At 35.8% G+C, this 21,916-nt stretch carries 25 protein-coding genes; 2 read left to right on the top strand and 23 right to left on the bottom strand.

What is annotated here, in order from left to right:
• Positions 1–29 precede the first annotated feature (29 nt).
• The 12 genes from holA to HCB38_RS06340 all read right to left on the bottom strand — a co-directional run bounded on the left by holA (position 30) and on the right by HCB38_RS06340 (position 9,763).
• Positions 30–1,061, bottom strand: coding sequence for a DNA polymerase III subunit delta (holA, locus tag HCB38_RS06285; protein ID WP_185618932.1), 1,032 nt, complete (start codon positions 1,059–1,061; stop codon positions 30–32).
• A 67-nt stretch (positions 1,062–1,128) separates the two neighbouring features.
• Positions 1,129–3,351 carry a DNA internalization-related competence protein ComEC/Rec2 gene (locus HCB38_RS06290; RefSeq protein ID WP_185638012.1) on the bottom strand — a complete coding sequence of 741 codons (2,223 nt, stop codon included), beginning with the start codon at positions 3,349–3,351 and terminating at the stop codon, positions 1,129–1,131.
• Positions 3,352–3,385: 34 nt separating this feature from the next.
• Entirely contained in the window at positions 3,386–3,946 is a 561-nt protein-coding gene (locus HCB38_RS06295) for a ComE operon protein 2 (RefSeq protein WP_185637848.1), read from the bottom strand.
• A 71-nt stretch (positions 3,947–4,017) separates the two neighbouring features.
• The gene (locus tag HCB38_RS06300) at positions 4,018–4,620 is read right to left on the bottom strand and encodes a helix-hairpin-helix domain-containing protein (RefSeq protein ID WP_185318812.1); all 603 of its coding nucleotides are present in this window, start codon (positions 4,618–4,620) and stop codon (positions 4,018–4,020) included.
• A 102-nt stretch (positions 4,621–4,722) separates the two neighbouring features.
• The gene (locus HCB38_RS06305; protein ID WP_185637851.1) at positions 4,723–5,454 is read right to left on the bottom strand and encodes a class I SAM-dependent DNA methyltransferase; all 732 of its coding nucleotides are present in this window, start codon (positions 5,452–5,454) and stop codon (positions 4,723–4,725) included.
• A 54-nt stretch (positions 5,455–5,508) separates the two neighbouring features.
• Entirely contained in the window at positions 5,509–5,865 is a 357-nt protein-coding gene (rsfS, locus tag HCB38_RS06310) for a ribosome silencing factor (protein WP_003721994.1), read from the bottom strand.
• Positions 5,866–5,869: 4 nt separating this feature from the next.
• Positions 5,870–6,445, bottom strand: a complete 576-nt coding sequence (gene yqeK, locus HCB38_RS06315; RefSeq protein ID WP_185637854.1) for a bis(5'-nucleosyl)-tetraphosphatase (symmetrical) YqeK — start codon at positions 6,443–6,445, stop codon at positions 5,870–5,872.
• Positions 6,432–6,998 carry a nicotinate-nucleotide adenylyltransferase gene (locus HCB38_RS06320; protein ID WP_185637856.1) on the bottom strand — a complete coding sequence of 189 codons (567 nt, stop codon included), beginning with the start codon at positions 6,996–6,998 and terminating at the stop codon, positions 6,432–6,434. Before HCB38_RS06320 ends, yqeK begins: the two co-directional genes overlap by 14 nt.
• An 18-nt stretch (positions 6,999–7,016) precedes the next feature.
• Positions 7,017–7,307: a ribosome assembly RNA-binding protein YhbY gene (gene yhbY / locus HCB38_RS06325; protein ID WP_185318816.1), complete on the bottom strand. Its 291-nt coding sequence runs from the start codon at positions 7,305–7,307 to the stop codon at positions 7,017–7,019.
• Positions 7,307–8,125 (bottom strand): shikimate dehydrogenase, encoded by an 819-nt coding sequence (gene aroE / locus HCB38_RS06330; RefSeq protein ID WP_185637858.1) that lies wholly within the window; start codon positions 8,123–8,125, stop codon positions 7,307–7,309. Before aroE ends, yhbY begins: the two co-directional genes overlap by 1 nt.
• 19 nt (positions 8,126–8,144) lie before the next feature.
• Positions 8,145–9,245, bottom strand: coding sequence for a ribosome biogenesis GTPase YqeH (gene yqeH, locus HCB38_RS06335; RefSeq protein ID WP_185637860.1), 1,101 nt, complete (start codon positions 9,243–9,245; stop codon positions 8,145–8,147).
• A complete protein-coding gene (locus tag HCB38_RS06340; protein ID WP_185318819.1) occupies positions 9,242–9,763 on the bottom strand; it encodes a YqeG family HAD IIIA-type phosphatase in 522 nt (173 codons plus the stop codon). Before HCB38_RS06340 ends, yqeH begins: the two co-directional genes overlap by 4 nt.
• A gap of 161 nt (positions 9,764–9,924) precedes the next feature.
• Between HCB38_RS06340 and HCB38_RS06345 the strand changes: the two genes are divergently transcribed.
• On the top strand, positions 9,925–11,733 hold the full coding sequence (locus HCB38_RS06345) for a M3 family oligoendopeptidase (protein WP_185637862.1): 1,809 nt from the start codon (positions 9,925–9,927) through the stop codon (positions 11,731–11,733).
• Between the two features lie 32 nt (positions 11,734–11,765).
• Here the strand turns inward: HCB38_RS06345 and HCB38_RS06350 are convergent, their stop codons facing one another.
• From HCB38_RS06350 to mltG, 6 genes are all read right to left on the bottom strand, one after another.
• Complete coding sequence (locus HCB38_RS06350; RefSeq protein WP_185637865.1) at positions 11,766–12,467, bottom strand: 5'-methylthioadenosine/adenosylhomocysteine nucleosidase; 702 nt, start codon at positions 12,465–12,467, stop codon at positions 11,766–11,768.
• A gap of 49 nt (positions 12,468–12,516) precedes the next feature.
• Positions 12,517–13,149, bottom strand: coding sequence for a YrrS family protein (locus tag HCB38_RS06355; protein WP_185637867.1), 633 nt, complete (start codon positions 13,147–13,149; stop codon positions 12,517–12,519).
• A gap of 47 nt (positions 13,150–13,196) precedes the next feature.
• On the bottom strand, positions 13,197–13,679 hold the full coding sequence (gene greA, locus HCB38_RS06360) for a transcription elongation factor GreA (RefSeq protein ID WP_003722004.1): 483 nt from the start codon (positions 13,677–13,679) through the stop codon (positions 13,197–13,199).
• A gap of 192 nt (positions 13,680–13,871) precedes the next feature.
• Entirely contained in the window at positions 13,872–14,501 is a 630-nt protein-coding gene (gene udk / locus HCB38_RS06365; protein WP_003762345.1) for a uridine kinase, read from the bottom strand.
• Positions 14,498–15,151, bottom strand: coding sequence for an O-methyltransferase (locus HCB38_RS06370; RefSeq protein ID WP_185318823.1), 654 nt, complete (start codon positions 15,149–15,151; stop codon positions 14,498–14,500). Before HCB38_RS06370 ends, udk begins: the two co-directional genes overlap by 4 nt.
• A 76-nt stretch (positions 15,152–15,227) precedes the next feature.
• Entirely contained in the window at positions 15,228–16,298 is a 1,071-nt protein-coding gene (mltG, locus tag HCB38_RS06375; RefSeq protein ID WP_185318824.1) for an endolytic transglycosylase MltG, read from the bottom strand.
• 202 nt (positions 16,299–16,500) lie between these two features.
• Between mltG and HCB38_RS06380 the strand changes: the two genes are divergently transcribed.
• Complete coding sequence (locus HCB38_RS06380; RefSeq protein WP_003727417.1) at positions 16,501–17,127, top strand: DedA family protein; 627 nt, start codon at positions 16,501–16,503, stop codon at positions 17,125–17,127.
• Positions 17,128–17,171: 44 nt separating this feature from the next.
• On the opposite strand, the gene HCB38_RS06385 is transcribed toward HCB38_RS06380, so the two are convergent.
• The 5 genes from HCB38_RS06385 to HCB38_RS06405 all read right to left on the bottom strand — a co-directional run bounded on the left by HCB38_RS06385 (position 17,172) and on the right by HCB38_RS06405 (position 21,909).
• Positions 17,172–17,474 carry a DUF1292 domain-containing protein gene (locus HCB38_RS06385; protein WP_003722010.1) on the bottom strand — a complete coding sequence of 101 codons (303 nt, stop codon included), beginning with the start codon at positions 17,472–17,474 and terminating at the stop codon, positions 17,172–17,174.
• Positions 17,475–17,489: 15 nt separating this feature from the next.
• Entirely contained in the window at positions 17,490–17,906 is a 417-nt protein-coding gene (gene ruvX, locus HCB38_RS06390) for a Holliday junction resolvase RuvX (protein WP_003762351.1), read from the bottom strand.
• Complete coding sequence (gene reoM, locus HCB38_RS06395; protein ID WP_003719797.1) at positions 17,903–18,175, bottom strand: IreB family regulatory phosphoprotein ReoM; 273 nt, start codon at positions 18,173–18,175, stop codon at positions 17,903–17,905. The genes ruvX and reoM overlap by 4 nt, the downstream gene beginning before the upstream one ends.
• A 91-nt stretch (positions 18,176–18,266) precedes the next feature.
• Positions 18,267–20,906, bottom strand: coding sequence for an alanine--tRNA ligase (gene alaS, locus HCB38_RS06400; RefSeq protein ID WP_185637869.1), 2,640 nt, complete (start codon positions 20,904–20,906; stop codon positions 18,267–18,269).
• Positions 20,907–21,213: 307 nt separating this feature from the next.
• Positions 21,214–21,909: an ABC transporter ATP-binding protein gene (locus tag HCB38_RS06405; protein ID WP_185318827.1), complete on the bottom strand. Its 696-nt coding sequence runs from the start codon at positions 21,907–21,909 to the stop codon at positions 21,214–21,216.
• Positions 21,910–21,916 lie beyond the last annotated feature (7 nt).

Genomic DNA, 21,916 nt, shown 5'->3' on the forward strand with positions numbered 1-21,916 from the left:
AGCTTTGCCATTAATGACAAAGCTATTTTTCATACTCTTTTTTGCTGGTTATCTTGTAATTCGAATAAGAACCATTCAAGTTTCTGATCTTTATCACCAAAGCCTGTTTTCATTTCCAAGTCTATTTCGGCTAATCGTTTAAGTGCTTGATTTAATTGTAATTCCGAGAAAGTCTTCGCTTGTTTTGACGCTAATTTAACACGGAATGGATGCACTTTTAATTTAGTCGCAGCTTGCTGTTGGGAGTATCCTTGTTGTTCTAATATTTTTAATTGATTCAACAATCTAAACTGACTAGAGATTAAGGCAAGTATCTTGATAGGCTCTTCTTTTTGTTTTAATAAGTCATAATAAATCCGAAGTGCCCCGCTGATATCCATTGCAATCATCTTATCAAGTAATAAAAAGATATTTTGTTCAAGTGAGCGTACAACTAAAGATTCTACATCTTGAATTGTAATTTCTTTTGTCTCAAAACAATATAGCATTAATTTTTGCAACTCATTCATGGCAGTGGTTAATTGACCACTAGTTAATTCTATCAGTCGAGTTATGGCTACTTGTGACATTTGTATGTTACTTTCGCTTAATTTTGCTTCAATCCACTTTTTCAATTCATTCTCGTTAGGCCGTTTAGCTTCTATGACAGTTGCTGTCTTTTTGAGTAACTTAGTAAGCTTTTTACGTTCGTCTAACTTTTCCACACGTGCCACAAAACATAGAACAGAATAATCTACTGGTTCTTTAAGATAAGCCTCTAATTTTGCAGTATCATGTTCCACTTTGTTTTTACTTTTTTCTGTCGTTAAAAAGAGGGGATTATTTGCCATGACTAAGCGCTTATCACCAAAAAACGGCATGCTTTCTGCTTCTTGAACAACAGCTTCAATGGGCATTTCTTCTAAGTCTAAATTAGCATAGTTAAACTCTACTTCTTCTCCTTCTAAAATGTTATCTATTAATAATTGTTTTGTTTCATTAATAATATAATCTTCTGTCCCAATAATTAAATATAATGGAGTTATTTTTTTGGATCGTATCTGTTTCCATTCTGGCAGCATCCGTTTCGCCTCGCTTCACTCTTATTTCTCTTTCTATGGTAAAACATGAAATAAGAGATAGCAAGTTTTATTTCAAAGTCGCTTTAAAGCCTTTTCCAAATGTATAAATTATCTCCCCTTCTAAATCCGTTCGTAAAATTGTCACTCCTGCTGTTTCTAGCGTACCAATAGTTTCTGCATGCGGATGTCCAAAACGGTTTTTTAATCCACATGAAATAACTGCAAAAGATGGGTTCACTTTTTGAATAAATTCTTTAGAGCTTGAGGTCTTGCTACCGTGATGCCCTACTTTCAAAATATCCGCTTTGATTGGTTGATTTAGAATTTTATTTTCCCCATTCTCCTCTAAATCACCAGTAAAAAGCCACACTTTATCATCTAAAATCGCTTTTAAAACTATAGAGTCATCGTTGCCTCCTTCACCAGATTTAGCTGGATATAAGCATTCAAATGTATTTTTACCGCTCCGCCACTTAGCTCCAGCTAAAATAATCGTTTTCTTTATGTTTGGCATAGTAGCAAGAGCTTCTTTCATAATGGGTTTATTTTCGGCTCCTTTAGCGAAAATGAGTTCTTTAATAGTCATATTTTTCTGTAAATCATCAAGTCCCTCCATATGATCTGCATCACTATGTGTAATAATTACTTTATCTAAGCTACTAATTCCTTTTGATTTCAAAACCGGAGCAAGTGTGCTTCCGCCAATTGTAAATGGTTTTCTTTTCTTAGCCCATTCTTCTTTTTTAAATGGAAGTTGACCTCCAGTATCTATTAAATAATCTCCTTGATTATATGGAAGTTGAATTAAGATACTGTCTCCTTGTCCTACATCAATAAAGCTAACTTTTCCACTAAAATTAAAACTAGACAAATAACATAATAAACAAAAACAAATAAACATCCCTAATGGAAACTTTTTCTTTTGCCATTGATAGAAGAATATTAGGATTGTTAAAATTATTAAAACACAAATAACGGGACTTGGTCTTCCAGTAACAATGGTTTGATGCGGTATTTTTGCAAAAATATAGGTTAACTTTTCTACTAATTGTATTAAAAACGTAAGCACTGCTTCAGGGAAACGGATTATTTCTGTTGGGAAAATGGATAATACAAAAACAGCCAGACAACCAGGTAAAATGAGAATTGTAAAAATGGGAACATAAATTAAATTTAAAAAAATCCCCACCCACGAAAATGAATAAAAATGATACATCATAACAACGGACGACATGATAGTGGAGACAAAAGAAATAGCCAGTGACTTAGTAAACGCATTCTGTTGCCTTGTTAATATTTGTCGTGACGATAAAATAATACCAAACGACACTACATAAGAAAGCTGAAATCCCACTTCATTGATAACATAGGGTTGCAAGACGAAAAAGAGAATAAAAGATAAGCAAATAGCAGAAAAAGAACTCCATTTAGTAGCATATTTTTCTGATAACAACAGTAGTGCTGTCATCGAAGCAGCACGTATGACTGGTGGATTTGCCCCTGTTAGGATTACGTAAAAGGGTAAAAAAACAAGTAAACAAAAGACAGCTCGCTCACGCGTGATGCCAAATTTCAGCAATAGAAAGTAGATGGCTCCTATTAGTAAATTAACGTGTAGCCCTGAAATAGCTAGTAAGTGAACAACTCCCATTTGCTGATAAACTTCATACATTTCGGGCGAAAAGCCATTTTTTTCTCCAGTAATTAATGCAAGAAAATAAGGAGATAGTATTGGAGAAATATTTTCAGTTAAATGAGAGATTGTTTTTAAACGTATATTTTGAATTCGCATTAGAATAGATGGTGAAAATTGATCTGAAATAGAGAGGGAGCTTGCTCGAAGTATATAGTGTATATTTTTGCGTCTAAGATAAGCTTTGTAATTAAATTGATGTTGGTTACGATTGGTTTGAGGCTGTTCTAAAACAGCAGAAACGGAAATAATTTGTCCGTACTGGATTTTTTTTAATTTTTGCTGCTCTTCTTCTGTTGTAATTTTATAACTCAATTGAAACTTTTCTTTTTCACAACGCAAGATCGCTTGAAAACTATCGCCATCGATTTTCAAATCATTAACCACTTGACAATTACCACTAAACTCAGTTGCTGTATAGGAAGATGTATTGGATTTTTCTACCAAAAATAAAAAACAATATGTTAGAAGATAGACGAGGATAAAGAGAAGGATAATTTTGGATTTTTTAATAAAAGCGATGAAACTGAGCAAACAAATACATATGGGAACGAAAGAGCCTGCAAAAGTCGCACAAACAATAGCTAAAACAATAATAGCCAAATATCGCTCGATAACGTTCCCTCCCGATTTAGTTTAATTTCTCTGAGATGTTTTGATAAAGTTGCTCTGCTTTTTCTGGTTCGATATTTACTTCCACTGCGGCTTCTGTTACTAAAGTATGCAGTTTTTCCCCGTTCCAATTGTTTATTTGAAGAACAGATTCATCAAACTCCACTTTTTGTAATTCGACGCCGGCAATGTTAAATAGTTCTAGAGCGTATGGATGATTTTTGTAGTCTTTAGCAAAATACACTTTCTTTATTCCTGCTTGAATAATAGATTTCGTACAAGCCAGACAAGGGAAATGTGTTACATATAACTCTGCTTTATCTGTTGTGGCACCAAATTTTGCACATTGTAAAATCGCATTCATTTCTGCATGTATAGTTCGGATACAATGACCGTCTACAACATAACATCCATGTTCTGCACAATGATCACCACCAGCGATGGATCCATTATATCCGCCCGCAATAATACGTTTATCTCGAACTATTGTCGCACCTACCATTAATCGTGTACACGTGCTCCTTGAAGATATTAGATGACTTTGCGCCATAAAAAACTGATCCCATGCGATCCTTTGCACATTAAAAACTCCCTTATGATTTGATAAATATTAGTATAGGTGTTTAGAAGGAAGTTCGTCAACCACTTTTATTAATTAACATCCAAATATTCTTTTAATTTTTCTACTGTTTTTTCGCCAATACCCGAAACGTTTTTTAAATCTTCTATGGTTTGAAATAATCCTTCTTTTTCTCGGTACTCCATTATCGCTGTTGCCTTTGATTCTCCAATTCCTGGAACTTGTTGCAAATCTGCCTTCGTTGCACTATTAATGTTAATTTTCTGAGACACACCAGTTGTTTCTTCAATATTAGATTCTTGTAATGCTGGGCCTTCTTCTCCTTTTTTGTACACATAAATACTCATCTCATCTTTTAATTTTTCAGCTAAGTTTAATTTACTACTATCAGCTTCTTCTGTAAGCCCGCCTGCGATTTTTACTACATCTTGTACTCTGGCGTCAAAAGGTAATTTATACACACCAGGTGTCTGTATGGCTCCTTTAATATCAACATAGACGTAATTCGATAATTTCACTTCTTCCTTCTCTGGCTTTTCTTCTTTGGTTGCTGTTGGTTTCGCAGTAACTGCATCTGTTTTACCATCAGGTATCCAAATATAAACTAAACCAGCACAAAGAATAGCAATCCCTATTAAGATATAATTCTTGTATTTTTTCATTAATTCTACCATCCATATCACCGTCCTTAATATACTATTCGCCATACTAGAACAAATTCCTTTTTGATAACTTAAAGCAAAAACGGCATAAAAAAAGAAAGTAATAGTAAAAAATTACTTTCTTGCTACGAAAAAGATTCTTTCGCTCGTATCATTGGGTTTTTCATGACTAAAATCGGCATAAATATCAATTTTCGTAAAACCATATTTTTTTAATATATTTTCATAAGTAGCGATTGGATAGGTTCGTTCTTTATGCAGTTCGTCCACACGATTATACGTATCATCTTCACCTAAAATATAGAAGGTAAGTTCATGTTCGACAGAATGCGGATGTTCGCCAGGAAATGAATTCCAAATCGTTGAAATCTCTTCATCACTATCTCCGTAAGAATAATCTTTAAACCCTGGGTCCATTTTAAAGACTGAATGTACATCAAATAAAAATAAGCCATCTGTTTTTAAATGTTCTGAGACTGCTTGAATAGTAGCTTCAAGCGCTTGTTCTGTTTCCAAATAATTAAGTGAATCACAGAAACATGTGACAACATCAAACGTTTGATTTAATGCTAATTTTGACATATCTTGTTCTAAAATCGGCAAATTGATTTCAGCAGCCGCTACTTTTTCTCTAGCAACTGCCACCATTTCTTTAGACAAATCTACACCAGTAACTTGATGACTGGAAAAACTTAATCGTAGCGCAAATTCAGCTGTTCCACAAGCCAAATCAAGTATTTTTTTAGGAGTATCTCCAATGAAATTAGCCGTAAATTCTAGCCATTCATCGTAAAGTTCGGAATCCATTAATCTATCATAGAAACCTGGAAAATGTTCGTAACTCATAGTAATTTCTCCTTAAAAAAACAGACGAGAATTTCCCGCCTGTTCTGTTTTTTATTATGAAATAAACGCCGCGGAAACGTCCACTAGTGGCGCATCTCCCCACAGTTTTTCTAAGTTATAGTAAGAACGTTCTTCTTTATGGAACACATGGATAATGACATCACCTAAGTCAATTAAAATCCATTGTGCTGCATCAAAACCTTCTAAACGTTTCACATCTACTTGATTTTCTAAAGCTTTTTCTTTAATTTCACGAGCAATTGCTTGCACTTGTTTGTCCGAATTACCATGACAGATTACAAAATAATCCGCAAAACTTGATAACCCCTTCATATCTAGTGCTAAAATATCCTCTGCTCTTTTATCATCTGCTGCCTTAGCGGTCAGCATTAATGTATCATAACTGTTCAAATTATTAATAGTCTCCTTCCAAGTTTAAATTAACAAAATAATTATATGCATCCAGAGTATCTGGAAAAACCAATTGTTGTTTTTTGATTAAATGCGTAATCGTATTCGATAAAGCGAATAACATTGCTTCGTCAAGTGATTTAAGTGCTAATCTACGCGCCTTATACACACCGGGAAATGTTCTTCCTTGTTCAGTGTAGTCTGCTAGATAAATAAGTTTATCGAAATCAGACATCGTAGCGCTTCCTGTCGTATGCAGACGAATCGCTTCTAATATTTCTGTATCCGTAATACCAAATTCTTTTTCTGCTAGATAGGCACCAACCGGAGCGTGCCATAGTGAACGATGAAACGCAAGTAAACGTGGATCATAACCCTCGTCCTCAATGATTTTTCTCGCTTTATCATCATCATAGTACTTGGCATAATCATGTAGTAATGCTGTAATTCTAGCCTTTTCTACATCCATATGGTAATGTTCTGCAAGTTCTACTGCTGCTTTTTCTACGCCTAAAGTGTGTTTAAATCGAGCATTCGGCATAGCTGCTTCTACTTTTTTTAGCACTTCATTTCTTTCCATAAAGTTGATGCTCCTTTATATATGACCATACTTTTTCTGGTAGAAAGGCACCTGCATTCTCAATATCATTCCTAATTTCTGTGGAAGAAATTGTCGTTTCCGGCATATTGATTTTAACGATATCATACGGAACTTCAGTTTGATAAAGTGGACGATTAATTCCAACGAATGTCACCATTTTTACCAAGTCATCTATATGATACCACTTTGGCAAATATTCTACCATGTCCCCGCCGATAATAAAATAAAAATCTGTGTCCGGCTGTTCGCTAATCATATCACGCATTGTATCATACGTATAGGATTTTCCAGTACGCATGAGTTCACGTGTATCAATTTCAAAGGAATCAATGCCTTCTATCATCAATTGAAGCATTTCTACACGCTCATCACTTGAAGCCATACCACTGATATGTTTATGCGGCGGAATTTTGTTAGGTAGAAAAAGAATTTTCTCTAGCCCGAGTTGCTGCTTGGCTTCTTCTGCCATGCGGAGGTGTGCTAAATGTGGCGGATCAAAAGTTCCACCTAAGATACCGACTTTATGTTTCATCGCAGGTTTCCTCCAGATTTATGGCAATTTAATTTGTTGCTTATTTATTGAAGTTTTGTAGAGAATGATCGTTCTACCAATAACTTGAACAATATCTGCGCCTGAGCGAGCGCTGATTTTTTCTGCAACCGTTTGTTTATCTTCTTCGCAATTTTGCAAAATAGAGATTTTAATTAGTTCTCTTGCTTCTAAAGCTTCTTTCACGTGGATAATTAAGTTTGGTGATACGCTACCTTTTCCTACTTGAAAGATAGGTTGGATATTATGCGCTTCTTTTCTTAAAAAACGTTTTTGTGTAGCTGTTAACATTAGTTTCCTCCTAATTGTTCGAGTACTGCTTCTTTCATCAGTGATCGCTCTGGCTTAATGCCAGTCCATATTTCAAAGGCAAGTGCCCCTTGATTAACAAACATTGGTAAGCCATTTTGGGTAATGGCACCATTTTTCTTTGCTTCTTTTAAAAAAGCAGTTTCCGCTGGATTATAAATAATATCAGAACAAATCGTCCCTCGCTTTACATTTGCCAACGAAATTGGGCTTTTATTTTTAGAAGCTTCTAAACCGATAGAAGTTGTTTGAATGATAATTGTAAAATCAGCCAGTTGTTTTTCTGCTTCTTCTAGTGTTAAAGCTTGATGATTATTATCTTTCGTCATTTCAATCGCTTTTTCCGCTGTTCGATTGGCAACGGTTATTTTAGCATCTGTATGCGTTGTAAGTGCTAGATAAATCGCCTTACTTGCACCGCCTGCACCAGTGATTAAAATAGAATCTTCTTTTGTAATTGAGCGGATTTCTTCTAATCCTTCTAAGTAGCCTTTACCATCTGTATTAAATCCGTACCACTTGTTTTCTTTTTTCAGCACCGTATTCACTGCGCCAGAAGCTACTGCAAGATCCTCTAGTTCGTCTAAAAATGGTAAAATACGCTCTTTAAATGGCGTGGTAATATTAAAGCCGCGCACACCAGAATCCATTAGTTTTTTGATTTCTGTTTCAAAAGTGTCTTCTTCTATTAAAACAGAATTATACTCCGCATTCATTCCAAGTTCTTGGAAAATCCGATTTTGCATAGCTGGGGATAACGAGTGACGAATAGGATTTCCGATAACAACATATTTTTCCAAATGATAGGCCTCCTTAGTTTTAAACGAGTGATGTTCGGATAGTTGCACTCACGCCTTCTGGAACCCAAGCAGTTACTTTCGCGCCGCCTTCTGGAATTGTAACCCAGCCAAGTCCGGAAAAGACAATATCTGCTTTATCTTTAATTGTGAACGAATACGGTACTAGCTTCGGAAGTGCCTCTATTCCTTCTTCTGTAGGCGGTTGAAGTACTAATCCTGCTTGGTTCTCATATAATGCATCCGCTTTTTCTAATTTCGTCCGGTGAATCGGTAAATTATTAGATACGTAGACTACTAATGATTTGCGACCACCTGAAACATAATCTAAGCGAGCAAGCGCCCCTAAAAATAGGGTTTGTTCTTCGTTTAATTGGAAGACGGCTGGTTTGACTTCTTTTTTAGGTGTAATAGCTTTTAGTGTCGTCGTATCAATAAAATGTGCCATTTGATGATGATTAATAATTCCTGGTGTGTCAACAAGTACATTGCCATCTGCTAATGGAATTTCAATTTTATCCAGTGTTGTTCCTGGAAATTGCGATGTTGTAATTACATTGTTTTCTCCAGACGCTTGTTTGATAATACGATTGATAAGTGTTGATTTACCAACATTCGTACAACCTACAACATAAACATCTTGTCCATTTCGTAATTCTTCTATTTTCTCTAAAAGCGTATCAAAACCGTGACCTTTTTCAGCACTAACTAATACCACATCTGTTGCCGCCAATCCCTGTTCTTTGGCACGTGTTCTCATCCAGCGTGTTAATTTATCGCGTTTTAATGATTTTGGTAATACATCTTCTTTATTACCGACAAGTAATACCGGATTGCTTCCTGCAAAACGAGGAAGCCCAGGCAACCAACTACCATCAAAATCAAAAATATCCACCACATAGACAATCAAAGCTTGCTTCGAACTAATTTGATTTAAAATACGTAAAAAATCGTCGTCTGTTAGCGCCACATCTTGAATCTCATTGTAATGCTTTAGACGAAAACATCTTTTACAAATAACTTGTTCATTATTCAAGGATGATTTTGGCGCATAGCCGATTTTATCAGGATCTTCTGTTTGAATAATCGCTCCACAACCAATACATCTAATTTCTTCTGTCAAAGTGATTCCTCCCACTTAATTTGGTTTTTCTTTGCTAATCGCTTTAAAATAACGCTTTCCATCATTCGATTTAATTTTGTCGCCATACCATCTGTCTGTTTCACAGGACGAACAAAAATAGTTGTTAATTTTTGACGATTCCCACCGAATATATCTGTCATAATTTGATCACCAATCATCACAGTTTCTTCTGGTGTTGCATTCATTTCTTTTAGTGCCCAGCGGAAATTAGCACCTAAGGGTTTTTTTGCCCGCGCTAAATAAGGGACATCAATCGCTTTTGCCACACGAGCAACTCGTTCTTCATTATTGTTAGAAAAAATCATAACTTTGATTCCTTCTTCTTTCAATATAGTAAACCAGTTGATAACTTCATCCGTTGCATCTAGTTGATCCCAAGCAAGCAGCGTATTGTCAAGATCTGTCAAAATAGTAGTCTTTCCCATTTTACGCAGCTGCTCTGCTGTTATTCCAAATGGAGTATTCAACATTTTATCTGGTGAGAATTGCTTTAACACGTATTGGCACCTCATTCTTTTATTTAGTACAGTCTATTCTATCATACATTCAATTAGACTAATAATCTATAAATTTTACCATCTTTCTGCTTATTTTACAAAAAAACCTTAGAAAAATGCTATAATATGAAAGGATATGATTTTTTTAAGGAGGTACACTAATGTCAAAAGATTATGCATTAACTTGGGATTTAGAAAACATATATGTAGGCGGTAGTGGTTCAGAAGAATTACAGCAAACACTGCAAGAGGTAAAAGCTGATTTGGATAGCTTTGTTATGAATGTATCTGAATGGGAAGTTCCCGAAAATGTCGAAGCTTCAGTAGAATTTCTACTATTAGTTAATCAAAATGCAGACATCTCAAAAATTTTATTAACTGCTGGTTCTTTTTTAGAATGTCTAGCTTCAGCAGATGTGAATGATACTCGTGCAAACGAACTTTCTGCGTTAATTTATCAATATGTTGCTACTCTTTCGACGGCAGAAGATGAATGGCATGACAAATTTGCTCAAATATCTGACCGTGTTTGGGATGAACTAATGAAGCAAAATGGTTTATCACAAATTAGTTTTATTTTAAGTGAAGCACGTACCAACCGTCGTAAAAAAGGCAGTAAAGAACAAGAAGCAGCGATTAATTCTTTATCCGTAGATGGTTATCGAGGTTGGTCTGACCACTATGATACTATCGTTGGTAAACTCCGTATGCACATTACAATTGATGGAGAAGAAAAAGATGTTTCTGCCGGTCAAGCGCTAAACTTGTTAAATCATCCTGATCGCGCTGTACGTCAAGCAGTTTTCAAAGAATATACGCGCGTTTGGCAAGAAGAATCTCGTTTATTTAGCGATACACTAAATCATTTGTCAGGCTTCCGCTTAGCTACATATGATATTCGTAACTGGGAAAATATCCTAGATGAGCCACTAGCAATTAATCGTTTAGATGAACAAACATTAAAATCTATGTGGAATGTTATCCAAACGAACAAGCCTACTTTTGTTCGATTCTTAGATAGAAAAGCTAAATTACTTGGTCTTGAAAAATTAAGTTTTTACGATGTTGAAGCTCCTCTTGTATTTTCAAGTGAGCCTAAGAAATATACGTATCAAGAAGGCGCCGAATTTATCATCGAACAATTTAATAAATTCAGCCCAAAAATGGCAAACTTCGCGAAGTCCGCTTTTGAAAAAGGATGGATTGAAGCTGAAGATCGTGATAATAAACGTCCAGGTGGCTTTTGTACGGATTTCCCGGTCGAAAAAGAAAGCCGGATTTTCATGACATATGACGGAGCTCCTGGTACTGTGGCAACTCTTGCACATGAACTCGGACACGCCTTCCACTCCCACGTTATTCGGGAAGAGCCATTTGAAAACACTGATTACGCAATGAATGTGGCGGAAACTGCTTCTACTTTTGCTGAAATGATTATTGCCGATGCTTCTGTAAAAGACGCGAAAACAAAAGAAGAAAAAATCACCCTACTTGAAGACAAAATTGGTCGTAGTATTGCTTTCTTTATGAATATTCATGCTAGATTTATTTTTGAATGTAGTTTCTATGAGGCACGTAAACAAGGTGTAGTTTCAGTTGATAGACTTAACTCCCTAATGGAGGAAGCGCAACGTGAAGCTTACTTGGATGCTTTAGATGAATATCATCCGCAATTTTGGGCTTCTAAATTACATTTTTATATTGCTGACGTACCATTTTATAATTTCCCATATACTTTTGGTTACTTATTCTCACTTGGTATTTATCATAAAGCACAAGCTGAGGGTGCAGGCTATGAAGATAAATATATTGCTCTTCTAAAAGATACGGGTTCTATGACTACAGAGCAACTTGCTGAAAAACATCTTGGAGTCGACTTGCGTAAAGCTGATTTCTGGGAAGAAGCAGTTGCCCTTGCAGCTAAAGATGTAGAAGATTTCCTTACTTTAACAGAAGAATATGTAAAATAAAAAAATCCAGGAGAATCTTTCTCCTGGATTTTTTATATCGTTTTTAATAATTCAATGATACAAGTAGCTGATTGTTTTGCAGCTAGATGAATAAACTCATCAAAAGACATTGTCGCTTCTTGATTGGCTAAATCCGATATAGCTCGGATAATGAGAAATGGAATATCAAATTGATAAGCTACTTGTGCAATGGCAGCAGCTTCCATTTCTACAGCTTTCACATCTGGGAAAAATGTTTGAATAATTTCATGTTGATCTGGACGCATAATAAATGAATCATTTGTAATTACAAGACCATATACTGCTTTATTTTCACTATCTGCAAAATAATCACGATAAATTGTCTCCGCTTTTTTCAAAAGAACAGCATCACCTTGATAAAAAGCTGGCATTCGGGGAACTTGGCCATATGTATAACCAAATTCAGTAACATCAACATCACCATATGCTAAGCGATCAGATATAATGACATCACCAATTGCTAAACCCTCACCTATGCCTCCAGCTGAACCTGTATTAATAATAATTTCTGGTTTAAAACGGTCTGCTAGAAGTGTGGTACCAAGGGCAGCATTAACTTTTCCTATGCCTGATTCTAAAAGCACCACTTCTTTACCGGCAATTTCGCCAATATAAAATTTTGCTCCGCCAATAATAACTTCTTCTATACTGGGCATGGTGTTTTTTAAAAGTTCTACTTCTTCTTCCATTGCTCCAATAATGCCTATTTTCATTATGTAACCTCCAAAAAAGCACAGTCGTTAACAACTAACTTCTGTGCTTTTATCTTTTGTCGTTTGTTTTTAGCTCTTCTACTTTTGTTGGTTGCCATCCTTCACCATCTACCCATGTAATATAAACACGGTAAGCTTTATCAGGATTTTCTTTTGTGGAAAGTGTTCCAATTGCTTGAGTAGCAGGGTCAGACCCTTGCTCTACAAACCAAAGAGATGTATTTGAGATTGGAATATCTGTCGCTGCTGAAAAAGCTTTACGTTTTTCTTGCCAGTCTACACTTGTAGAGCTGTAAGAATTCACATGATTGCCAGTTTGCTCAGTTCCAATTGGTTTCCAGTCTTTTGTAATAACTTTTGCCACATTAGGATCATCACTTTTAGTCGTTTCTGTTGATTTTTCATCCGAAGAAGTCGATTTTTTTTCGGAAGTTTTATTTGATTTAGCGGCATCTTCTTTTTTTGTATTGGAAGATGCCGTTTTGTTATCTTGCTGAGTTGGATCGCTTTCAGTTTTAAACAGAACAAAATATAGACTACCAATGATAAGTAAGCTTACCACGATAATTAAAAGATTTAAAACTAAATTCGTTTTTTTTCGTTTTGTATTTTGTTTTGAGCGAGATCCCTCGACTAGGTTTTGTTTAATGCGACGGTTATTTGATTGTCGATTATCTGCCATTTGCTTTCACCACCTTATAAGTAACCGCTGTATAAAAACAGATAAAATTAAGATGCAGTGATTTTTTCGATCTTAACACTCATGTCGCCAGCAGGGGTTTGGATAGTTACTTCTTCCCCTTCTTTATGACCAAGTAAACCTTTAGCAATTGGAGAATCGTTAGAAATCTTACCTTCAAAAGGATCTGCTTCTGCGCTTCCTACAATCGTGTATGTTTCTTCTTCTCCGTCTGGTAATTCAATAAATGTAACGGTGTTTCCAAGTGTTACTAAACCATTATGAGCTTCTGCTGCATCAATAATTTGAGCATTACGAATCATATTTTCAATAGTAGTGATACGACCTTCAACAAAAGCTTGTTCGTCTTTTGCGGAATCATACTCGGAGTTCTCAGATAAATCACCAAAGCTACGGGCAATTTTAATCCGTTCTACTACTTCTTTCCGTTTTACTGTCTTAAGTTCTTGTAATTCATTTTCTAATTTTGCTTTCCCATCTAGGGTCATTGGAAATACTTTTTCTGTCGCCAATCGTTTTCGCTCCTTTTGTTTGTTCATTATTGTATAGAAAAGCACGGAGATATCGCTCCGCACCTTCATAAAAAATATTACTACTCGTGAGAAAGATTAACATGTCACGCTTGAAATAGCAAGCAATTGTCTCTCTTTTTACTAGAAAAATTTTACCTTAAATTAATCTGTTTGACAAGTGTTACCTGTTACTTATACATGTTTTTGCAAGATTGATTCAATTTTAGTTGTCATCAAATCAATCGCCACATGATTTTCCCCGCCTTCTGGAATAATTATATCAGCAAACTTTTTTGTTGGTTCAATAAATTCGTTATGCATTGGTTTTACTACAGAAAGATACTGATCGATAACAGAATCCATTGTTCGACCTCGTTCTTTCATATCTCTTAATAGCCTGCGAATAAAACGAATATCGTCATCTGTGTCAACATATACTTTAATATCCATCAAGTCACGTAATCGCTTATCTTCTAAAATTAAAATACCTTCTAAAATAATTACTTCTCGTGGTTCTTGAATTTCTACTTCTTGCTTACGTGTATATTTTTCATAATCATAAATTGGTTTTTCAATTGTTTCATAACGACGTAGCGCTGCTATATGGGAAATAAGTAAGTCCGTATCAAAAGCTAACGGATGATCGTAGTTTACTTTTAAACGTTCTTCAAAACTAATATCTGCTTGATCATGATAATAGACATCTTGCGCAATCATTAAAATAGAGTGTCCACTAAAATGATCACAAATTGCTTTAGTTACACTGGTTTTACCTGAACCTGAACCACCAGTTACACCAACTACGATTGGTTTTTTTGTCATGATATGCCTCCAGTTTTCTTTCTTTTTGAGATAGATAAACCATCTCCGAGTGGAATAGTTGTAGTATCAAAATCAGGATGCGTCACTAAGAAATCATTAAAATGGCGCATTTTGCGAGCAACTCGAAGTTTACGCTGTTTTTCTGGTGACATATCAAGTGCAAGTCCTTTGAAAAGAACATTATCACTATAAATCACCCCATCTGGAGCAAGGGAATCTGTATAAATATGGAAAAACTTTTCATATTGCGCTTTGGCAGCATCAATAAATATGGCATCAAATGGACCATACTTTAAAATTTCTTCTGATCCTTCAATGGCATCCGTAAGCAAGACTTTTATTCTGTCAGAAGCCCCGTAACGCTGTATATTATGTATAGCTTCTTTATATCGTTCTTCATCACGTTCGACAGTGATAATTTCAGTTCCTGGAAGTTTATCTGCCATTTTTAAAGCAGAATATCCGATTGCTGTTCCAAGTTCTAAAATACGCTTTGGTTTTTGAATATCTAAAATTTGTAATAAACAATGTAACGAATCCGGCTCCATAATTGGTACTTCATGTTTCTTTGCATATATTTCTAATTCTTCAAAAAAAGGCGCGCTCTTCGGAATATGTTTTAATAAATAATCATGAATTATATCATTCACTGCTAAATCCCCTCATTTTAACAAACAAAGCACCTGTCAAAAGCATGCAAAACATGTTTCTGACAAGTGGTTCATTTTAATTATTTTTCGTAATATGCTCTTCTTTTAGTTTGTTGTGCTCTTCTAATGTTTTAGAGAAATAAACTTTACCAGTTTTCGTATTCGCTAAAAAGTATAGATAATCGCTTTTTTCTGGATAAAGAGCTGCTTCCATAGATGTATCACCGCTATTAGAAATTGGACCTGGTGGCAATCCATTGTTTTTGTATGTGTTATACGGCGACTCTACTTCTAAATCTTTATAAGTTGTCTTGCTTTTATGTTCACCAAGCGCATATAGAACAGTAGGATCGGTTTGTAAACGCATATTTTTTGCTAAACGATTATAAAAAACACTAGCAATCATTTTGCGATCCACATCAGCAGTTGCTTCTTTTTCAATGATGGAAGACATTGTTAGGAATTTATGCACGGACATTTTTTGTTTAGTTAGTTCGTCGCGGTACTTAGCAATATTAACATCTGTTGCTTTGACCATCTCTGTAATAATTTGTTCAGCAGATACATCTGTTCCTTTAAAAGTATACGTAGCTGGATACAAATAACCCTCTAATGGATGTTTAATGGCCTTATTTAACACATCATTGGTTACTGTCTCTGGATATGCTTTTATCATGGAAGCAACAAATTCAGGATCGTCCATTGTTTTAAGTACATCTGCTTTTTTTAGTTTCGGTTGATAAGCAACAATTCTATCAGCAATTTGGTCTAACGTGTATCCTTCTGGAATGATTAGTTTTGCAGGTACTACAGTTTTACCTTCTTGCATTTTTTTTACGATTTGATCTGTGTTCATCGCTGGACTGAATTCATAGTTCCCAGCTTTTAAATTCGTATCATTATTATATTTTACATAAAAAGAGAAAATAGAAGCGTTATTAATGACTTTTTTATCTTCTAAAATAGTAGATATATCTGAAATACTAGATCCTGCTGGAATTTCAACAGCGATCTTCTCTTTGCTTGCTTCATCTCTTGGTTCTAATTGCGACTTCACATAATAATATCCTGCAAAAGTTGCGATTACTAAAATTAGAATAATAACAGAAATAATAATTGTAATTTTCTTACCTTTTGTATTCTTCATTATAGACCTCATTTCATTGAAAACAATTCCTATCTATTATACCGATTATCTAAAAAAAATGCTATTCAATAAGGAAAATTTTCTTAAAAAGTGACGTTTTTATGTTTTTTCGGTATAATAAACAGCGTGATTAAACGAACAAGACAGAATCGGTCAAGGACTTGCTTCTGCCAATTAAATAAAGATTGAAGGAGTCTTTTGGATGTTACATACGTTAATACAAAGTTTGCAAGATTTTACGATGTGGTTAGTAGACTCACTTGGTCACTGGGGAATTTTCCTCGGAATGCTCATCGAAAGTGTCTGCATTCCGCTTCCAAGTGAAGTTATCATGCTGTTTGGCGGATTTATGGCGGAAGCTGGGAAACTGAATTTTTGGCTCGTTGTATTTGCTGGTATCGCTGGTAACTTAGTCGGTTCACTGATTGCTTACTACATTGGTAAATTCGGCGGTAGAGCTTTAGTATTGAAATTCGGAAAGTACATATTCTTAAATGTGAAGCACTTGGATAAAGCCGAACTTTGGTTTGGTCGTTACGGAGCTAGAGCTGTATTTTTCGGTCGTGTTTTGCCAGTTATCCGAACATTTATCTCTTTACCGGCTGGAATTGCCAAAATGAATGTCTGGAAATTTGTTATATATACGATTTTAGGTTGCATTCCGTGGAATATTTTTCTGACATGGCTTGGTTATTCATTAGGTTCCAATTGGAGCGTTGTGGAAAAATATACGCGACCAATTAGCTATTTAATGTTAGCTTTAGTTATTGCCATCGTTGTCTACCTTGCTTACAAAGTATGGAATAAACGAGCTAGAAACGCAAAATAAAAGCATGTCTTGACAGTTTTTGTCAGGACATGCTTTTTAAAATATTACTCTTCGTCTTCGTCAGCAAGGAAAGTTGCAAGGATTTCTTCAATCATATCCCATTCTTCATCTGTTTCAACAGGTTTAAGTTGACCTTGTTTACCTTCTTCATCTTGGATATAACTAGACGCAAGAATTTCAATTTCTTCGTCTTCCCCTTTACCAGCTGGGAAATATAATACGTAAGATTTGTCAAAGTCTTCGGAATCAAAGTCAAAAAGAATTTCGTAAGCTTCTTCTTTTCCTTCTTCATTTGTAATCCAAATAATATTTTCTTCTTCATGATTATGGTTATGTTCTTCTGCCATTAAATTCACCTCAAATTAATTAGTAGTGTCCAAATAGGACTGTAAAATCATTACTGCAGCTAACTTATCAATTACTTCTTTTCGTTTTTTACGCGAAACGTCTGCTTCAATCAAAGTTCTTTCCGCGGCAGAAGTGGTCAAACGTTCATCCCAAAGTACAACAGGGAGTCCGATTCTTGACTCAAGTACTTCAGCATATATTTTGGAACTTTCAGCACGAGGTCCGATGGTATTATTCATATTCTTCGGTAGCCCAACAACGACTTTTTCAACTTCGTATTCGAGCACGAGCTCTTTTACTCTGTCATAGCCAAATTGTTTTCTGCTCTCGTCAATCTGAATGGTTTCAACACCTTGTGCGGTCCAACCAAGTGGATCACTTATCGCTACGCCGACTGTTTTCGAGCCGACATCTAAACCCATTATTCTCATTTCTCACCAATTTCGTTATTTTTCAGATACGCTTTAACAAGTTCCTCGATAATTTCATCTCGTTCTAAACGGCGTATCATGCTCCGGGCATCCTTGTGACGAGGTATATAGGCAGGGTCACCTGAGAGTAGATAGCCAACGATTTGATTTACGGGATTATAGCCTTTTTCTTCAAGAGCAACGTAGACTTGTTTCATTAATTTTTTTACATCTTCTTCAATTGAGTCATCGCCGAAGTTGTAAAACATTGTTTGATCTTTTGAATCCATAATCGAAGCACCTCATTCCTTCATGTATCTCTATTCATTTTACACCATGTGAACGGAAATAACAAAGAAAAATGAAGTGCTTTAACGAATTTTATGCTTGTTGTTCTCTCACCCATGTAGAAACATAATCAAGAGCTGTTCCTAGTTCAGCTGGATTTTTACCGCCAGCTTGCGCCATATCAGGACGTCCACCACCATTTCCGCCGCATCGTGTCGCAACTTCTTTTAAAAGTTTACCAGCGTGATAGCCAGCTTTGATTGCATCTTCTGAAACTGCAGAAATCAAGTTTACTTTATCACCTTGAACAGCGCCTAAAACAAGAACACCACCAATTTTTTTATCTTTCCAGTTATCAACAAACTGACGTAATTGGTTCATATCTTTCGCATTTACTTGTTTTGCAATCACTTTAACACCACCGATTTCTTCTGGTGATTCAAAAATATCAGCGCTTGCAGCACTTGCTAATTTGCTTAATAATGATTCGTTCTCGCGTCTCACTTCGCGCAAGTCAGCCTGTAATTGTTCTACTTTTTGTGGTGTTTCTTTAGTTGTTGTTTTTAGTAGACTCGCTGCCTGTTTTAATGTATTTTCTTGTTCCGTTACAAAGCGATATGCTTCTTTGCCAGTAACAGCTTCGATACGTCTAGTTCCTGCTCCGATACCTGTTTCGGATACGATTTTAAATAGACCAATATCGGCTGTATTTCGGACATGGACACCGCCACATAGTTCAATGCTATATTTGCCTACTTGTACAACTCGTACAATATCACCGTATTTTTCGCCGAATAGTGCCATAGCGCCAAGTTCTTTTGCTTCCGCTATTGGCATTTCTTCAATTACGACATTGATTTGTTCCCAGATTTTTTCATTGACAATTTCTTCCATTTTTGTTAATTCTTCTTCTGTAATTTGACCAAAATGAGAGAAGTCAAATCGTAAACGATCTGGTGAAACGAGTGAACCTGCTTGGTTAACATGTTCGCCCAATGTATCTTTAAGTGCACGATGTAAAAGATGTGTTGCTGTATGGTTTTTGATTGTTTCACGGCGTTTCACTGTGTCAACAGTCAGTTTCACTGTGTCACCTGTTTTTAAAACACCTTCTTTTACAGAAATACGGTGTAAATTTTGTTTGTTTGGTGCTTTTTGAACATCTTCTACATAAGCAAGCCCAGTTTCGCTTTCAATAGTTCCCTTGTCCGCAACTTGTCCGCCGCTTTCTGCATAAAATGGCGTTTCTTTGAAAATAACTTGCGCTTCATTTCCAGCAGCTATTTCGTCAACAAGGGTGTCATTTTGAATTAAATACAAGATTTCCGAAACGTGCTCTGTTGAGTTGTAGCCAACAAATGCACTTTTTTCGGTTAAATTAGCAAGCAGTTCACCTTGCACTTGCATAGATTTTACATCAGCACGAGCAGAGCGAGCACGGTCACGTTGTTCTTTCATTTCTGCTTCAAATCCCGCATGGTCAACTTTTAAGCCGTGATCTTCTGCGTATTCTTCTGTTAATTCAACTGGGAAACCGAATGTATCGTATAATTTAAAAATATCTGCGCCTTTAATCACTTGTTCGTTCGTTTCTTTCGCCGATTTTAGTATTGTTTCCAAAATTGCTAGACCTTCGTTTAATGTTTCGTGGAAGCGTTCTTCTTCTGTGCGAATCACTTTTTGGATAAAGTCTGTTTGGTTTTCTACTTCTGAATAGAAACTATTCATGATTTTCCCAACTACGGGTACTAATTTGTACATGAATGGTTCATTGATTGTTAGGACTTTTGCATATCGAACAGCACGACGAAGTAAACGACGTAAAATATATCCACGTCCTTCATTGGACGGTAATGCACCATCGCCAATTGCAAATGCTACGGTACGAATATGGTCAGCGATTACTTTAAATGCCACATCATTTTCTTGTGAATGGCCATATTTCACGCCAGCAATTTGTTCTACTTCACGAATAATCGGCATAAATAAATCCGTTTCAAAGTTGGTTGGCGCGTCTTGAATGATGGAAACCATACGTTCAAGCCCCATCCCGGTATCGATGTTTTGTTTAGGAAGTGGTGTATAGGTTCCATCCGGATTATGGTTAAACTGAGAAAATACAAGGTTCCAAATTTCTAAGTAACGTTCATTTTCGCCACCAGGATATAGTTCTGGGTCACTTTCGTCATCTCCGAAAGCAGGTCCGCGGTCGTAAAAGATTTCACTATCTGGGCCACTTGGTCCAATACCGATATCCCAGAAATTATCTTCAATTTCCACGATATGATCATCACTTAAACCGATTTTTTCGCGCCATAAAGTCTTTGCTTCTTCGTCTTCAGGATAAACAGTTACATATAATTTATCAGGATCAAAGCCAATCCATTTAGGACTTGTTAGAAATTCCCAAGCAAAAAGAATTGCGCCTTCTTTAAAGTAATCACCAATCGAAAAGTTTCCTAGCATTTCAAAAAATGTATGATGACGAGCTGTTTTACCTACGTTTTCAATATCATTTGTACGAATTGATTTTTGTGCATTAGCCATTCTTGGATTATCCGGAATAACCGAACCATCAAAGTATTTTTTCATGGTTGCCACACCACTATTAATCCAAAGAATCGTCGGATCGTTATTTGGTACAAGTGGAGCACTAGGTTCGATAGTATGCCCTTTTTCTTTAAAGAAATCCAAAAATAACTGTCTTACTTCTGCGCTTGATAATTGTTTCATCTTTTATTTCCTCCTTTTGGTTTTTACAACAAAAAAAGCCTATATGATTGCTCACAGGGACGATTTTAGTGAAATCGCGGTACCACCCTGTTTGCAATGATATAGACTTTGTATCATTACCTCTTCAGTTATCTGTTAACGTGGATAAGACGGATCATCTAATAGGAGAGCAACTTCGGGACAAGCGTGGTTTTCCTTTCAGCCAAGGGAAAACTCTCTAATCACGTGGAAACCAAAATCATATTCCTATCATGTATCAATATTTATTCAACAATAAACTAAATTATAAAGAACGGATGGCTAAATGTCAACTGTTTATTAGACTGTTCGTTGATTGTTTCTTTTCAACAAAGCTTCCGTTTTTAAGTGTTAGTTTTATATCTGACACTTTGGCAATCTCGGGGTCATGCGTCACCATGATAACGCATTTACCTTCTTTATGCGCTAAATCTTGGAATAAGGTAACTACCTCTTTACTTGTTCGTTCATCTAAGTTTCCTGTAGGTTCATCTGCAACGATTAATTCCGTTTCACAACATAATGCCCGTGCGATTGAAACCCTTTGCTGCTGTCCACCACTTAAAGTCAGCACTTTTTGGCGCGCCATTTTCTCCGTAATGCCCACTTTTTCTAGCATGCTAAGTGCAAAAGCTTTTTTATCTGGCTGATTAACATGGGTAATCTCCATTGCCGTTGTAACGTTTTGAAGAGCGGTCATATACGTCAATAGATTATAACTTTGGAATACAATGGATACATATCTATTTCTAAATTGTTGTAAGCCAATGCTTTTAAGTGAGCTGCCTTTATAGTAGATATCGCCTTCTTTTTGCGTATCCAGTCCTCCCGCAAGAGATAAGAAGGTTGTTTTTCCTGAGCCTGAACTTCCGACTACTGTGTAAAAAACACCAGCTTCAAAATCATAATTTATATCACTTAAAATCGATTCATCTTTTGTTTTATACCAATAAGAGATATTTTCAAACGTCAATACTTTGGTCATATCGTCA

The organism is Listeria farberi, assembly GCF_014229295.1.
GTDB classification, from domain to species: domain Bacteria; phylum Bacillota; class Bacilli; order Lactobacillales; family Listeriaceae; genus Listeria; species Listeria farberi.